The following is a 14,702-nucleotide window of genomic DNA, read 5'->3' on the forward strand; positions in this document are numbered from 1 at the left end:
TTATCTGTGATAAAAAACTGCCCGGCCCTGCGGCCATGGCGAGATGGGAAATCCCTCGTCGGCCGGTTGCCGGGCCAGCGGGGAGCGTATGTGTCTGCGACCAGGCGCACGTCTGCCGACATGTGAACCACCTGTCCGGCCCCCGCAGCGCACGCGTCCGCGCGGTCGTGAGACCTGGCGGTTTCGAGTGGGCGGGGGGTGCGCATTGGTCGCATCAACCTGTAATCTTGTTATGCCACCACGCGAACGGATCGCCGCGTGGCTAATGTAATATCCCGATCGCTTGCGGCCTGCAGAACCGGAAAAACGGTCCTTTCAAGGGCCTCGCGCCTCGTGACCCAATCTGGCTAGCATCGTGCGCAAGTCGCGGCAACTCTATTGCGCTGGCGATGCGCGGCCTTTTACAGCGGGCCTACATGGTGCGCTTCTTTCAGATCCTGGCAATTTTCCTGTTACCGGTCCTGCTGGTGGGTGGGCTGTATGTCTTCGGCCTGAGCCTGCCGGTCCCACATCTCGGGCGCGACTATGTCATCAGCCTGGTGCTGCCCGAGGCTGGCCAGCCGCTCGATCTGCCCACGATCTACGGCCCGCCCGACAATTCGCGTCCGCTGGTGGTGATCGATGCGGGGCACGGCGGCAAGGACCCGGGGACGGTTTCGGGAGGGCGGCGAGAGAAGGACATCGTGCTCGCCCTGGCGCTGGAGTTGAAGGAGCGATTGCTGGATGAGGGCGGTATTCGCGTCGCGCTCACGCGGGAAGACGACACCTTCCTGGTCCTGCAGGAACGCCCCGAAATCGCGCGTCGCTTGAATGCCGATCTGTTCATCTCGCTGCATGCGGACAGCGCGGGCGATTATACCCGGGCTTCCGGCGCGAGCGTCTATACCCTGTCGAGCGAGGCATCGAGCGAGGCGGCTGCCCGGTTCGCCAATCGCGAGAACAATGCCGATCTGCTGAACGGCGTGGTGGTTAAGAACCAGAGCGATCCGGTAAACGATATTCTCGTCGAGCTCTCGCAGCGCCGCGTTCAGGAGACGAGCCGCGAGTTCGGGAGACTGATCGAGCGCGAAGGGCAGGGGCGCCACCGCTTCCATTCGCAGACCCAGCGCTCCGCCGCGCTGGCGGTGCTGCGCGCGCCCGATGTTCCCGCCGTGCTGTTCGAAGTCGGCTTCCTGACCAATCCCGAGGATGCGGAGCGGCTATCTTCCCCAGAGGGGCAGGAGGAGTTTGCCGAGTTCGTCGCGCAGGCGATCCGTGTGTTCTTCGCCCGCCAGTCGGTCTCCTAGATCGCGCGATTTTTGCGAAAAGGATCGGGCATGTTCACCTTTGGTTATGGCGATTCTCTTCAAGCCCGTGCTAGGGGCTGCCTCGCATCATGACCGAAATCGACGTCGAACATCTTCGCTACCGGATCCAGCGCGGATCGTCGGACGCCTTTGCCGAGTTCAGGCAGACCTGGCGGGATAACTGGGCTGTGCGCTGGATCGTCTACGGCACCGCGGCGCTGCTGGTGCTGTTCGCGGTTGCATGGTTCCTGATCGGGCGCGACCTGCCCGACGCGACTGCCTTGCAGGATTACGAGACTCCGCTGCCCACCGTGGTGCGCGGCAATGACGGCGAAATCGTGGGCAGCTATGCGCGCGACCGGCGGGTTCAGCTGGATTATGTCGATTTTCCCGCGCCGCTGGTCAACGCCTTCCTGTCTGCGGAGGACGAGACGTTCTGGAGCCACAATGGCGTCGACATCACCGGCACCCTCAACGCGGTGCTCGACTATGCGCGCAAGGCGGGCACGGACGAGCGCGCGGTCGGCGGTTCCACCATTACCCAGCAGGTCGCCAAGAACGTTCTGCTGAGCGACGAATATTCGATCACCCGCAAGCTCAAGGAAATGCTGGTCGCAAGGCGGATCGAGCAGACCTTGACCAAGCAGGAAATCATCACCCTCTATCTCAACGAGATTCCTCTCGGACGGCGCAGCTTCGGGGTGCAGGCGGCAGCGCGCGCCTATTTCGACAAGGATGTCGGCGATCTCGACCTGCACGAGATGGCGTTCCTTTCGATCTTGCCCAAGGCTCCCGAACGCTATGGGCGCGAAAAGTACGAGGACATGGCGATTACGCGCCGCAATTACGTTCTCGACAAGATGGCGGAGAATGGCTGGGCGACTGATTCCGCCGTGGCCGCCGCCAAGGCCGAGCCGCTTGGGCTGACGTCGGGCGCGGCTTCGATCCGCAACGCCGATGCGGGCTATTTCATCGAGGAAGTGCGTCGCCAGTTGCTCGATCGCTTTGGCGAGACGGCGGAAGACGGCCCCAACAGCGTTTACGCAGGCGGCCTGTGGGTGCGCACCTCGCTCGACCTCGATTATCAGGACGCAGCCCGCGACGCTTTGCGCAAGGGCATGATGCGCTACCACGGATCACGAGGATTGAGCGGGCCGATCGCCACGCTCGATCCCAGCAAGGGCGACCTTACGAGCCAGCTTGCCAGCGCGAATATCGGCATCAACTACGAAGACTGGCGCGTGGCGGTGTTCACCGGCTCGGGTGCGATCGGCTTTTCGGATGGCGAGACCGCGACGCTTAACGGCGGGCCGAACTCGCTCCAGCTCGGTGACGTGATCGCAGTGCGCCCGCAGGGCAATGCGTGGCGCGTCGCGACCATTCCCGATGCGGCAGGCGGTTTGATCGCGCAGGACCCGCAGACCGGCCGGATCATGGCGATGCAGGGCGGCTTCGACAGCCGTTTGGAAAGCTTCAACCGCGCGACCCAGGCCAATCGCCAGCCGGGCTCCACCATCAAGCCCTTCGTCTATGCCGCCGGGCTCGACCAGGGTATGACCCCCGCGACCCAGATCGAGAACGGCAGTTTCTGCGCCTATCAGGGCGAGCGTTTGGGCGAGAAATGTTTCCGCGGCGGGCGCGGCGGGTCCTATCCGATGCGTTTCGGCCTCGAGAATTCGCAGAACATCATGACCGTCCACATCGCCAACGACGCAGGCATGGCGAACGTGATCAAGACCTACGAGCGCGTCGGGATCGGTTCCTACGACCCGTATCTCGCATTCGCACTGGGCGCGGGCGAGACGACGGTCGAGAAGATGGTCAACGCCTATTCCACGCTCGCCAACCACGGCCGCTACAATGATCCGACCGTGATCGACTATGTGCAGGACCGCCACGGCAAGGTGATCTGGCGCGCAGACCAGCGTGCGTGCGAGGGCTGCAACAGCCCTGAATGGGATGGCTCGGCCATGCCACGCCCCGGCCCGATGGGCCGCCAGGTGATCGACGCACGCACTGCATTCCAGGTCACCCACATGCTTGAAGGCGTGATCACTCGCGGCACAGCCAAAGTTCTTCGCGACCAGAACCTGCCGCTGTTCGGCAAGACCGGCACGACCACCGGTCCGAAGGACGTGTGGTTCATCGGAGGCACGCAGCAGCTGATGGTCGGCACCTATCTGGGCTTCGACCAGCCGCGCAACATGGGCGGCTATGCGCAGGGCGGTACGGTTGCGGCGCCGATCGTGAAGACTTTTATCCAGGAAACGCGCGATCGCTGGCGCGACAATCCGCCCGTAGCGCCGGCCGGCGTGCGGATGGTGCGGATCGACCGGCGGACCGGCGGGCGCGTGTTCGATGCCTGGCCGGGGACCGAGGATAATGCGGCGATCATCTGGGAGGCTTTCAAGCCCGATACCGAACCGCCGCGGTCGACCCGCGCTTCGGAGATCGCGGCCCAGCGGCAGGAATTGCTCGATCTGATCCGCCGTGCCCGCCGCGCCCAGGCAAGCCTCGACGCTCCGGTCGAGCGCGAGGAACCGCCCGAGAACTTCGTCGAGGAACAGGGCGGCATCTACTAGCCGCTGCGTGGGCCTGAAGGCGTCGCCGCTTGCGTCGGCGGCGCCATCGCCCTAGCGCTTCGCGCCCCGTCTCGTGCCCGAGCAAGTGAGAGAGATCAGCCTATGCGTGCCGAAGGGCAGGCCTTTATCGACCGGATCGAAGCTGCGTTGGCGCTGGTTCGCCAATCGCTCGACTGGGAGCGTGCGCTCCGCGAACTCGACGAGTTGAATGCGCGGGTAGAGGACCCGACCCTGTGGGACGATCCCAAGCAGGCGCAGGCGATCATGCGTGAGCAAAAACGCCTCGAAAGCGCGATCGGCACCGTGAACACGATCTCGTCCGAGATGGCCGACGCGATCGAGTTCGTCGAAATGGGCGAGGCCGAGGGCGACGACGAGATCGTGAACGAAGGCCTCGTCAGCCTCGAAAAGCTCGCCGCGCGCGCCGATGCGGACAAGGTGCAGGCGCTGCTCTCGGGCGAAGCCGATGCGAACGATGCCTATCTGGAAGTTCACGCCGGGGCAGGGGGGACCGAGAGTCAGGACTGGGCCGAAATGCTCATGCGGATGTATGTTCGCTGGGCGGAAAAGCGTGGCTTCAAGGTCGAGACGGTCGAGTATCAGCCGGGCGAGCAGGCCGGCATCAAGTCGGTCACGCTGCTCATCAAGGGCGAGAACGCCTATGGCTACGCCAAGACCGAAAGCGGCGTGCATCGGCTCGTCCGCATCAGCCCGTATGACAGCAGCGCGCGGCGGCACACCTCATTCAGCTCGGTCTGGGTCTATCCGGTGATCGACGACGATATCGAGATCGAAATCAACGAGAGCGATCTCAAGATCGACACCTATCGCGCCTCGGGCGCGGGCGGTCAGCACGTCAACACGACCGACTCAGCGGTACGGATCACCCACCAGCCGACCGGGATCGTCGTCGCAAGTCAGAACGACCGCAGCCAGCACAAGAACCGGGCGACCGCGATGAACATGCTGAAAGCGCGTCTGTTCGAGCGCGAGATGGCGGAACGCGAGGCGGCGGCTTCGGGCGAATATGCCGAGAAGACCGAGATCGGCTGGGGGCACCAGATCCGCAGCTACGTGCTCCAGCCCTATCAGATGGTGAAGGATCTGCGCACGGGCGAAACCTCTACCGCGCCGGGCGACGTGCTCGACGGTGCGATCGATCCCTTCATCTCCGCCGCCTTGGCGCAGCGCGTGACGGGCGAAGCGGTCGACGTGGAAGATGTGGAGTAGCGCTCCGGCAAGATTGGTGATCTAACCTGTCCGTCGGCCAGCGGCCGCGCGATCGACGAGGAGGGACCCGAACATGCCAAGTGAACCGTATATCGGCGAAATGATGCTCTATCCGGGCGATCGCGCACCCCAGGGATGGGCTGCGGCCAAGGGTCAGATATTGTCGATCTCGCAGAACACCACGCTTTTTTCGATCATCGGAGCCAGCTTTGGCGGCGACGGCAAGACGAATTTCGCTCTCCCCGACATGCGCGATGCCGCTCCGCAGACGAAGGGTTTGGGGTGGTATATTGCCTTGCAGGGAATCTATCCCAACTTCTAAACGGGAGAAATCTTTGCGGACTGGTGCGCGTCACCCCTTTGCCAAGCGAAGGACACGCGGCTAAGTGCGGCGCGAGATGATGGCGCGGGTGGCTTTTTCTGGATTGCTCGGCATGGCGCTTGCGTTGGCCGCATGCGGTGGTGCGGACGGCGATGCCGACCGGCCCGAAACCGCGCGCGCCTTTCCCGAACCCGACCGCCCGGTCTCCGATCTGGGGGCGAACGAGTTTTCCACCGAAGACGAGCGCGATAGCCAGGGCGAGGCGCAGAAGGTGATGGACCTTGCCGAAATACGCCCCGGGATGACCTTGGCGGATATCGGCGCGGGCGAGGGTTACTACACCATCCGCTTGGGCGATCGCGTGGGCAGCGAAGGGCGCGTGCTTGCGCAGGATATCGACAGCCCCGTGCTCGAACGGCTCGGCCGCCGGGTGGAGCGCGAGCGGCTCGACAACGTCTCCATAAAGCTCGGCGCAGAAGACGATCCGCGCCTGCCCGAAGACAGTTTCGACCGCGTTTTCATGGTCCACATGTATCACGAAGTAGGGGAGCCTTACGCCTTCTTGTGGCGCCTGTGGCCTTCGCTCAAGGAGGGCGGGAAGGTCATCGTAGTCGATATCGACCGGCCGACCGATCGCCACGGCATCCCGCCCGCGCTGCTATCCTGCGAGTTCGAACGGGTCGGCTACCGGCTCGACAGGATCGAGCAGGCCCCGGAGCTCGCGGGGTACTATGCACAGTTCAGTCGCGGCGCTACAAGGCCGGACCCAGATGAAATCGTGCCCTGTACCGGGCAGGAAAGCGCAGCCAAAGCCGACAGAGGCGAGGCCGGAGAGCCGGGCGCGCGTAGCTGAATAATTGGAAGTTTGATGGCATTTAAAGGACTGCGCCCGATCGAATATGGCGGTCGCGAGGTGTGGCCGCTGATCGAAGGCGGCAAGGGCGTTTCGGCAACCAATCACGCAAGTTCTGGCGCGTGGGCCGCTGCTGGCGGCATCGGCACCGTGTCTGCGGTCAACGCGGACAGCTACGATGAGGATGGCAACCCTATCCCGCAGGTCTATCCGCAGGCCACCCGCAAGGAACGGTTCGAGCAGTTGGTCCGCTACGCCATCGACGGCGCGACCGAACAGGTGAAGCGCGCGCACGAGATTGCCGACGGCAGGGGCGCGCTCAACATCAATGTGCTGTGGGAAATGGGCGGCGCGCAGCAGGTCCTCGAAGGCGTGCTGGAAAATTGCCAGGGCATGATCACCGGCGTCACGTGTGGCGCGGGCATGCCCTATAAGCTCGCCGAGATCGCGGCGCGCTATAACGTGCATTACCTGCCGATCGTCAGCTCCGCGCGCGCATTCCGCGCGCTGTGGAAGCGCAGCTATTCCAAGGTACCCGACCTGATGGCGGCGGTGGTCTACGAAGACCCTTGGCTGGCTGGTGGGCACAATGGCCTTTCCAACGCCGAAAACCCGCGCGAGCCGCAGGATCCGTACCCGCGCGTCAAGGAACTGCGCGATACGATGCGCAAGGAAGGCGTCTCCGAAGATACCGCCATCGTGATGGCGGGCGGCGTATGGTTCCTGCGCGAGTGGGAAGAGTGGATCGACAATCCCGAGCTGGGCAAGATCGCATTTCAGTTCGGCACGCGGCCCTTGCTGACCGAAGAAAGCCCGATCCCGCAGGTGTGGAAGGACATGCTGCGCACGGTCGAGCCGGGCGACGTCCTGCTGCACAAGTTTTCGCCCACCGGGTTCTATTCGAGCGCGGTCAAGACGCCATTCCTCTACGATCTGATGCACCGTTCAGAACGGCAAATTCCGATCTTCAAGCGCGACGAGGAAGAGGGCACGATTCCGCTGTCCGATCACGGCAAGGCCAAATATTTCTTCGTCCACCCCGGTGACCAGCGCAAAGCGCAGGCCTGGATGCACGAAGGCTTCACCGAAGCGTTGAAGACCCCGGATAACACCGTGGTTTTCGTGACCCCGGAAAGTGCCGAACAGATCCGCGCCGACCAGCAGGGTTGCATGGGCTGCCTGTCGCATTGCCAGTTTTCGAGCTGGAAAGATCACGACGATCACACCACCGGCCGCCTCGCCGATCCGCGCAGCTTCTGCATCCAGAAGACCCTGCAGGACATCGCACATGGCGGCGACCCGGACGAAAATCTCGCCTTTGCCGGTCACGCAGCCTATCGGTTCAAGCAGGACCCGTTCTATTCGAACAATTTCACCCCGTCGGTGAAGCAATTGGTCGATAGGATCCTCACCGGAGACTGACCGCATGCCGCAGCCAACAGACGAAAGACGTGACGACCATCGGGCGCCGTCTTTCGGCCATTGGCTGCGCGAACTGCCGAACCTGCCGAAGATCTGGTCCAGCTCGATCCGGCCGGTGCGGCTGCCGGACAGCGAAGCATCGCGCTTGCCGCCCGGCGTCGATCAGCAGCCGGTGCTGGTCATTCCGGGCATTCTCTCGCGCGATTATTCGAGCTCGCTCTTGCGGCGCACGCTGAACGCTGCCGGGTACGATGCCTATGCATCCGAACTGGGTGTTCTCACCGGGATAACGCGCGAGATGTTCGCCCGCGCGGAAGCGCGACTCGATGAAGTTTACACCCTGACCGGGCAGAAGGTCGCGCTGATCGGGATCAGTCTGGGTGGTCTGTACGCGCGCGTGCTGGCACAGCGCCATCCGGAAAAGGTCGCGCTGGTTATGACGCTGGGCACGCCATTCTCGGGCGACAGGCGGGCCAATAATGCGTGGCGGTTGTACGAGGCGATGAACGACCACAAGGTCGACGATCCGCCCCTTTCCGACGATCCGCGCCAGAAACCGCCGGTTCGCACCATCGCGATCTGGTCGCCGCACGACGGGATCGTGGCGCCTGCCTGTTCGCGCGGCGAAGAGGGCGAATGCGACCGGGCGATCGAAGTGCCCGAGCGGCATTTCGAATTTTCCGCCAGCCGCGCCTCGATCGAGCGTGTGCTGTCGATCCTCGGCGAAGAGCTGCCTATTGCGCGCTCCGGATGTCGGGACGACTAGTCGCCGAGATGCCAGCCACGTTCGCCGTGGCTGGTTATGTCGAGCCCCTCGATCTCGTCTTTCTTCTTCACCCGCATCGGCGCGATGAGCCCGACGCCCAGCGCCAGTACTGCGGTGAGCACGGCGCTCCACAAGGCGACCACCATCACGCCCATCGCCTGCGCGCCGATCTGGCCGAGCGGGGTCATCCCCTCGGCAAAGCCGGTCCCCCCCAGGTTGGAGGAGATGAACAGGCCGAGCAGCAAGGTGCCGAGGATGCCGCCCACGCCGTGCACCGCAAAGACATCGAGCGAATCGTCGATTCCCAGCTTGCGCACCTGCAGCACCGCGAAATAGCACAGGACCGAAGCAAGCGCGCCGAACAGGATCGAGGCCCCCGGCGAGATGAAGCCCGCAGCGGGCGTGATCGTTGCCAGCCCGGCGATCGCGCCGGTTGCCCAGCCGACCATGGTCGTCTTGCCGAACCCGATCCGCTCGATCAGCAGCCAGACCAGCGACGCGACGGCCGCTGCGACATGGGTGTTGATGATCGCGCTCGATGCGTCGTCGGTTGCCGCCAGCGCCGATCCGCCGTTGAAGCCGAACCAGCCGACCCACAGCATCGCCGCGCCGACCATCGTCAGTACGGGCGCATGCGGGATCATCGGCTTGTCGGGAAAGGCCCGCCGCTTGCCCATCAGGATCGCGACCACGAGAGCGGAGACGCCCGCGGTGGTGTGAACCACCAGCCCGCCCGCGAAATCCGCGGTTCCGAAACTGCTCGCCAGCCAGCCGCCGCCCCAGATCCAGTGCGCGACCGGGGCGTAGACGACCACGCTCCACAGCGCGCAGAAGATCACCACCCAGCTGAACCGCGCCCGGTCCACCCAGGCACCGATCATCAGCGCGGGCGCGATGATCGCGAAGGTCATCTGGAACAGCACAAAGGCGCTTTCGGGAATGGTGGTTTCGAAACGGACATTGGTCAGTTCGATCAGCATCCACGCGCGTCCGTTGCCGACCCAGCCGCTGGTCGGATCGCCGAACGCCAGCGTATAGCCCACGATAATCCACAGCAGCGACACGATGCTCGCCACCGCACCGGTCTGCAGCGCGACCGACAGGACATTCTTGGCCCGGACCAGCCCGCCGTAGAACAGCGCGAGGCCGGGCAGGGTCATCATCAGCACGAGCGCGGAAGACGTGAGGATCCACGCGGTATCGCCGGTATCGTTCTGGACGATCTCGCCGATTGCCTGCGCCGAAAGCGGCGTGGCCAACAGCCCTGCGAACACGAGCATGCCGAGCGAGCGGGCAGTGAATCTGGTCATGGGGTCTAAGATCCTTGGCCAACCGGTACGCGCGGATGATGGTATCGGCGCGTGCTGGACAAGCCCTATAGCCCGCCTTTTGCGCATAAGTGGTTAATCGCGCGTCAACGGCGAAGCCGAGGCAGAGGCGCGTCAGATCAGGGCGTCGAGCACTTGATCGGGCGGGCGATGCCCGTCGGTCCACATGTGGATATTGGCGATCACCTTCACCCCCGATTCCTCACGGCCCTCGCGCGTGGCGCTGCCGATATGGGGCAGGGTCATCACGTTCGGGTGGCGGATCAGGCGCTCGTCGACCCTGGGCTCGTCGGGATAGACGTCGAGGCCCGCGCCTGCGAGACGGCCGCTTTCGAGCGCCTCGATCAGCGCTTCCTGGTCGACCAGATCGCCGCGCGCGGTGTTGATGAGGCAGGCGCCATCCTTCATCGCACGGATCGCATCGGCATCGATCATGTGATGGCTTTGGGGGTTGGAGGGGCAGTGCAGGGTGAGGATATCGGTCTGCGCCAGCAGCTCGCCGAGCGTTCCGACATAGGTCGCCCCGAACATCCGCTCGACCGCTTCGGGCAGGCGCTTGCGGTTGTGGTAGGCGATGTCGAGCCCGAAGGCCTTGGCGCGGTGGGCAACCGCCTGGCCGATCCGGCCCATGCCAACGATCCCCAGCGTCTTGCTCGCCAGTTTGCGGCCGAGCATCGCGGTCGGAGCCCAGCCGCTCCATTCGCCGCTGCGCACCAGCGCCACGCCTTCGCGCATCCGCCGGGGAACGCCGATGATCAGCGCCATCGCGAGGTCGGCGGTGTCTTCGGTAAAGACGCTAGGCGTATTGGTCACGGTGATGCGGCGCTTCGCTGCCGCGGCGAGATCGATATGGTCGGTGCCCGCGCCGAAGCTGGCGATCAGGCGCAGCCGCTCGCCCGCCTGCTCGATCATGGCGGCATCGATCCGGTCGGTGACGGTCGGCACCAGCACATCCGCTTCGTTCATTGCCGCGATCAGCCCTTCGCGGGTGAGCGGCGTGTCGTCGCGGTTGAGACGGCAGTCGAACAATTCGCTCAGCCGCGCCTCGATCGATGGGGACAGGGCGCGGGTCACGATGACGCGGGGTTTGCCGTCGACGCGGCGGGCGGGGGTTTGCGATGCGCTGGCCATTGCCGTCACGCTTGGCGCGTGGTGGGGGGCGGGTCAAGCCGGGGCTCTTCGCCAGCTTGTCAGACCTCAATTGTCGGACCCCGTTGTCAGACTGGCGCGAACTGAGGTAAATGTTTCCCCCATGCTCAGACGCGTCATCACGCTCGCCATGGGGGGCATCCTCCTTACCGCAACGCCCGCCGGAGGGCAGAACGCCGAGACGCCCTATTGGGCGACGATCGACGTGACCGAGGCGAACATGCGCGTCGGGCCGAGCGCGGAATACAAGATCGACTGGGTTTACAAGCGCAAGGGCCTGCCGGTGAAGGTGCTGCGCGTGCGCGAAGGCTGGCGGCTCGTCGAGGACCCGGACGGCGACAAAGGCTGGATCGCCGCGCGGCTGCTCAGCCGGACGCGCGGCGGGTTCGTGACCGGCGACGGGCTGGCGGAGATGCACGAAAGCGAGCGCGCCGGTTCGGCGGTCAAGTGGAAGTTGCAGCCCGGCGTGGTCGGTGCACTTGGCGCATGCGCCGATAACTGGTGCGAATTCTCGGTCGGCAAGCGCAGCGGTTTCGTCGAGCAGAATCGGCTGTGGGGCGCGGGCGAGCCTTAAGGGCTGCCGACCTTCCGGCTATTCCTCAAGCGGCATCACCCGGTACTCTCCCTCGCCATCGACCTGGAGCGACCGAAAGCTGCCGTCTTCATCCGGGGCTTCGTTACGCCAGCAGCGTTCCTGCTGGTCCTCGCCGTCGCCTTCGGGATCGAAGCAGATCACATCCTCTCGGCTGGACCAGCTGCCGCCGCCCACCGTCTCGCCCGCCTCGGTCATATCGGTATAGGTTCCGTCGGCGGAGAGGCGCGTGCGGGCATAGACCGTGGTCCCGTCGCCCACCGCGTACAGGCCCGGACCCATCGGCTGCGTCGCAGGGATGAGCGCGGCCCCTTCGGTCGGCGCGGCCTCGTCGGGAATCTCGCCACCACAGCCTGCCAGTGCAAGCGCGCCGATGAGAGCAAGCCTCGCGCGCATCACACCATCTCCACCGCAACGGCCGTGGCTTCGCCGCCGCCGATGCACAGGCTCGCGATGCCCTTCTTCTTGCCCTGCTGCTTGAGCGCGTTGAGCAGCGTCACGATGATGCGCGTGCCGCTGGCGCCGATCGGGTGACCCAGCGCAGTGCCGCCACCGTTGACGTTGATCTTGTCGTGGGGGATGCCAATGTCGCGCATCGCGAACATGGCGACGCATGCGAAGGCTTCGTTGACTTCCCACAGGTCGACGTCTTCCGCGCTCCAGCCCGTCTGTTCGAGCAGTTTCTCGATCGCACCGATCGGCGCGACGGTGAACTTGCTCGGCTCCTGCGCGTGGGCCGTGAGGCCGACGATTTTCGCCACCGGCGTCTGACCATTTTCCTTGGCGACGCTTTCGCGGCTGAGGACCACTGCGGCGGCACCGTCGGAGATGCTGGACGAGGTCGCGGCGGTGATCGTCCCGTCCTTGGCGAAGGCGGGTCGCAGCTGCGGTATCTTGTCGGGCTTGCCCTTGCCGGGCGCTTCGTCATGCTCAACCAGCGTCTCGTCCTTGCGGGTGACGATCGCGACGGGGACGACTTCGCCATCGAAGGCGCCGCTTTCGATCGCGGCATTGGCGCGGCGTAGCGATTCGATGGAATATTCGTCCATTTCCTCGCGGGTCAGCTGGTACTCGTTGGCGGTTTCCTGCGCGAAGGTGCCCATCGCCCGGCCTTCCTCATAGGCGTCTTCGAGCCCGTCGAGAAACATGTGGTCGTAGGCGGTGTCGTGGCCCAGCCGCGCGCCAGAGCGGTGTTTCTTGAGCAGGTAGGGCGCGTTGGTCATGCTCTCCATGCCGCCTGCGACCACGTAGTTCACGGTGCCGCTGGCGAGCGCTTCGGAGCCCATGATGACGGTCTGCATGCCCGAGCCGCAGACCTTGTTGACCGTGGTCGCCTGCACCGATTTGGGCAGGCCTGCCTTGATCGACGCCTGGCGCGCAGGTGCCTGGCCGAGCCCGGCGGGAAGCACACAGCCCATGTAGGTCCGGTCGAACTTCTCCACCGGCACGCCCGAGCGGTCGACCGCCGCCTTCACCGCCGTCGCGCCGAGATCGGTCGCGGTGGCGTCGGCCAGTGCGCCCTGCATGCTGCCCATCGGGGTGCGCGCGTAGGAGAGGATGACGATCGGATCTGCTTCGGAAAACTGGGGCATTGGTAAGTTGTGCCTTTTCTGTTGTCGCAACGCTTTGGCGGTTTTCGCGTTCGATGTAATAGCACGGGCAAGAAACACAATCGGAGAGCCGAGACATGAGCGACACCGCACCCCAGACCCTCGATCGCATTCTGGAAACGCAGCGCAGCGCGTTCACCGCCGCGCGCCCTGAGGCGCTGTCGGTCCGGCGCGACCGGATCAAGCGGGCGATGTCGATCCTGTCCGATCACGGCAAATCGCTGGCCGAGGCGATGAACAGCGATTTCGGGAGCCGCAGCTACGAGGGTTCGATGATGACGGACATCGTCAGCACCATCGGCTTCGGTAAATACTGCCTCAAGAACATGGACCACTGGGCCGCGCCCGACAAACGCTCGGTCCGCTTCCCGCTCGGCCTGATGGGCGCGAAGGCCGAGGTCCGCTACGAACCCAAGGGTGTGGTGGGGATCATGAGCCCGTGGAATTTCCCGGTAAACCTGAGCTTCGGCCCGCTGATGCAGGTGCTCGCCGCGGGCAACCGCGCGATGATCAAGCCGAGCGAGTTCACGCCCGCCACAAGCGAGCGGATGCGCGAACTGGTTGCCGATGCGTTCGGTGAGGATGAAGTGGCGGTAGTGACCGGCGGCCCCGATGTGGCGCAGGCATTCTCCTCGCTGCCCTTCGACCACCTCGTCTTTACCGGGTCGACCGAAACCGGGCGCAAGGTGATGGAGGCCGCGGCCAAGAACCTCGTCCCCGTCACGCTGGAACTGGGGGGCAAGAGCCCGACGATCATCGGCAAGGGTGCCGATCTGAAGCGCGCAGGAGAGCGCATCGCGCTCGGCAAGATGCTGAACGCGGGGCAGATCTGCCTCGCGCCGGATTACCTGCTTGTGCCCGAGGATCAGGAAGAAGGCGTCGTAGCCGCCGTGCAGCTCGGCGTGCACGAAATGTACCCCACGCTGCTCGATAACGAGGACTATACCGCAATCATCTCCGACAAGCACTTCGAGCGCCTGAAGGGCCTGGTCGATGATGCAAAGGCCAAGGGGGCCGAAGTGATCGAGGTGAACCCCGCGGGCGAGAAGTTCTCCAGCGCCAACACCCGCAAGATGCCGCTGACGATCCTGCGCGGCGTCACCGACGACATGAAGGCGATGCAGGAGGAAATCTTCGGCCCTGTCCTGCCGGTGAAAACCTATAAGGCGGTCGATCAGGCGATCGATTACATCAACGACCACGATCGCCCGCTGGGGCTCTACTATTTCGGGTCTGACTCGAACGAGCGCGAGCAGGTGCTGGACCGCACGATTTCCGGCGGGGTGACCATTAACGACGTAATCTTCCACATTTCGGTGGACGACATGCCGTTCGGCGGGGTCGGCCCGTCGGGCATCGGCAGCTATCACGGGCCCGAGGGTTTCCGGGAATTCAGCCACGCGCGCAGTACCTATCAGCAGCCCAAGATCGACATTGCCAAGCTCGCAGGGCTCAAGCCGCCGTATGGCGATGCGGCGAAAAAGGCGATCGCCCGCGAAATGAAGTAGCGGGGGCGGGGCGTGCTCGCCCTATGTTGCGCAAAAGGATACAGGACTTGCGTC

12 protein-coding genes and 1 pseudogene are annotated in these 14,702 nt (G+C 64.6%); 9 read left to right on the top strand and 4 right to left on the bottom strand.

The genetic code is table 11. The annotated features are described in order from the left end of the window. Positions 1 to 416 precede the first annotated feature (416 nt). The 7 genes from AAG612_RS02025 to AAG612_RS02055 all read left to right on the top strand — a co-directional run bounded on the left by AAG612_RS02025 (position 417) and on the right by AAG612_RS02055 (position 8,461). Positions 417 to 1,286, top strand: a complete 870-nt coding sequence (locus AAG612_RS02025; RefSeq protein ID WP_342506756.1) for an N-acetylmuramoyl-L-alanine amidase family protein — start codon at positions 417 to 419, stop codon at positions 1,284 to 1,286. 89 nt (positions 1,287 to 1,375) lie between these two features. Further along, a complete protein-coding gene (locus AAG612_RS02030) occupies positions 1,376 to 3,868 on the top strand; it encodes a penicillin-binding protein 1A (RefSeq protein WP_342506757.1) in 2,493 nt (830 codons plus the stop codon). Positions 3,869 to 3,970: 102 nt separating this feature from the next. Further along, a complete protein-coding gene (gene prfB, locus AAG612_RS02035; protein WP_342506759.1) occupies positions 3,971 to 5,098 on the top strand; it encodes a peptide chain release factor 2 in 1,128 nt (375 codons plus the stop codon). 73 nt (positions 5,099 to 5,171) lie between these two features. Further along, positions 5,172 to 5,420, top strand: coding sequence for a phage tail protein (locus AAG612_RS02040; RefSeq protein WP_342506761.1), 249 nt, complete (start codon positions 5,172 to 5,174; stop codon positions 5,418 to 5,420). Positions 5,421 to 5,532: 112 nt separating this feature from the next. Further along, the gene (locus AAG612_RS02045) at positions 5,533 to 6,273 is read left to right on the top strand and encodes a class I SAM-dependent methyltransferase (RefSeq protein ID WP_342506763.1); all 741 of its coding nucleotides are present in this window, start codon (positions 5,533 to 5,535) and stop codon (positions 6,271 to 6,273) included. Positions 6,274 to 6,288: 15 nt separating this feature from the next. Then, positions 6,289 to 7,695 carry an NAD(P)H-dependent flavin oxidoreductase gene (locus AAG612_RS02050; RefSeq protein WP_342506765.1) on the top strand — a complete coding sequence of 469 codons (1,407 nt, stop codon included), beginning with the start codon at positions 6,289 to 6,291 and terminating at the stop codon, positions 7,693 to 7,695. Positions 7,696 to 7,699: 4 nt separating this feature from the next. Beyond that, positions 7,700 to 8,461 (top strand): lipase family alpha/beta hydrolase, encoded by a 762-nt coding sequence (locus tag AAG612_RS02055; RefSeq protein ID WP_342506767.1) that lies wholly within the window; start codon positions 7,700 to 7,702, stop codon positions 8,459 to 8,461. On the opposite strand, the gene AAG612_RS02060 is transcribed toward AAG612_RS02055, so the two are convergent. Both AAG612_RS02060 and AAG612_RS02065 read right to left on the bottom strand, forming a co-directional pair. Then, positions 8,458 to 9,771: an ammonium transporter gene (locus tag AAG612_RS02060; protein ID WP_342506769.1), complete on the bottom strand. Its 1,314-nt coding sequence runs from the start codon at positions 9,769 to 9,771 to the stop codon at positions 8,458 to 8,460. The genes AAG612_RS02055 and AAG612_RS02060 overlap by 4 nt on opposite strands. Positions 9,772 to 9,903: 132 nt before the next feature. Continuing rightward, on the bottom strand, positions 9,904 to 10,920 hold the full coding sequence (locus AAG612_RS02065; RefSeq protein WP_342506771.1) for a 2-hydroxyacid dehydrogenase: 1,017 nt from the start codon (positions 10,918 to 10,920) through the stop codon (positions 9,904 to 9,906). Positions 10,921 to 11,041: 121 nt separating this feature from the next. Here AAG612_RS02065 and AAG612_RS02070 point away from each other — a divergent pair, with 121 nt between their 5' ends. Beyond that, positions 11,042 to 11,512: an SH3 domain-containing protein gene (locus tag AAG612_RS02070; RefSeq protein WP_342506772.1), complete on the top strand. Its 471-nt coding sequence runs from the start codon at positions 11,042 to 11,044 to the stop codon at positions 11,510 to 11,512. Positions 11,513 to 11,530: 18 nt separating this feature from the next. Here the strand turns inward: AAG612_RS02070 and AAG612_RS02075 are convergent, their stop codons facing one another. Both AAG612_RS02075 and AAG612_RS02080 read right to left on the bottom strand, forming a co-directional pair. Then, positions 11,531 to 11,926 (bottom strand): hypothetical protein, encoded by a 396-nt coding sequence (locus AAG612_RS02075; protein WP_342506774.1) that lies wholly within the window; start codon positions 11,924 to 11,926, stop codon positions 11,531 to 11,533. Then, the gene (locus tag AAG612_RS02080; protein WP_342506776.1) at positions 11,926 to 13,122 is read right to left on the bottom strand and encodes a thiolase family protein; all 1,197 of its coding nucleotides are present in this window, start codon (positions 13,120 to 13,122) and stop codon (positions 11,926 to 11,928) included. The genes AAG612_RS02075 and AAG612_RS02080 overlap by 1 nt, the downstream gene beginning before the upstream one ends. 89 nt (positions 13,123 to 13,211) lie before the next feature. Here AAG612_RS02080 and AAG612_RS02085 point away from each other — a divergent pair. Beyond that, a pseudogene (locus AAG612_RS02085) lies at positions 13,212 to 14,648 on the top strand (coniferyl aldehyde dehydrogenase); the annotation flags it as partial. Positions 14,649 to 14,702: the final 54 nt, after the last annotated feature.

It is taken from the genome of Citromicrobium bathyomarinum (assembly GCF_038594605.1).
GTDB classification, from domain to species: domain Bacteria; phylum Pseudomonadota; class Alphaproteobacteria; order Sphingomonadales; family Sphingomonadaceae; genus Alteriqipengyuania; species Alteriqipengyuania bathyomarina_B.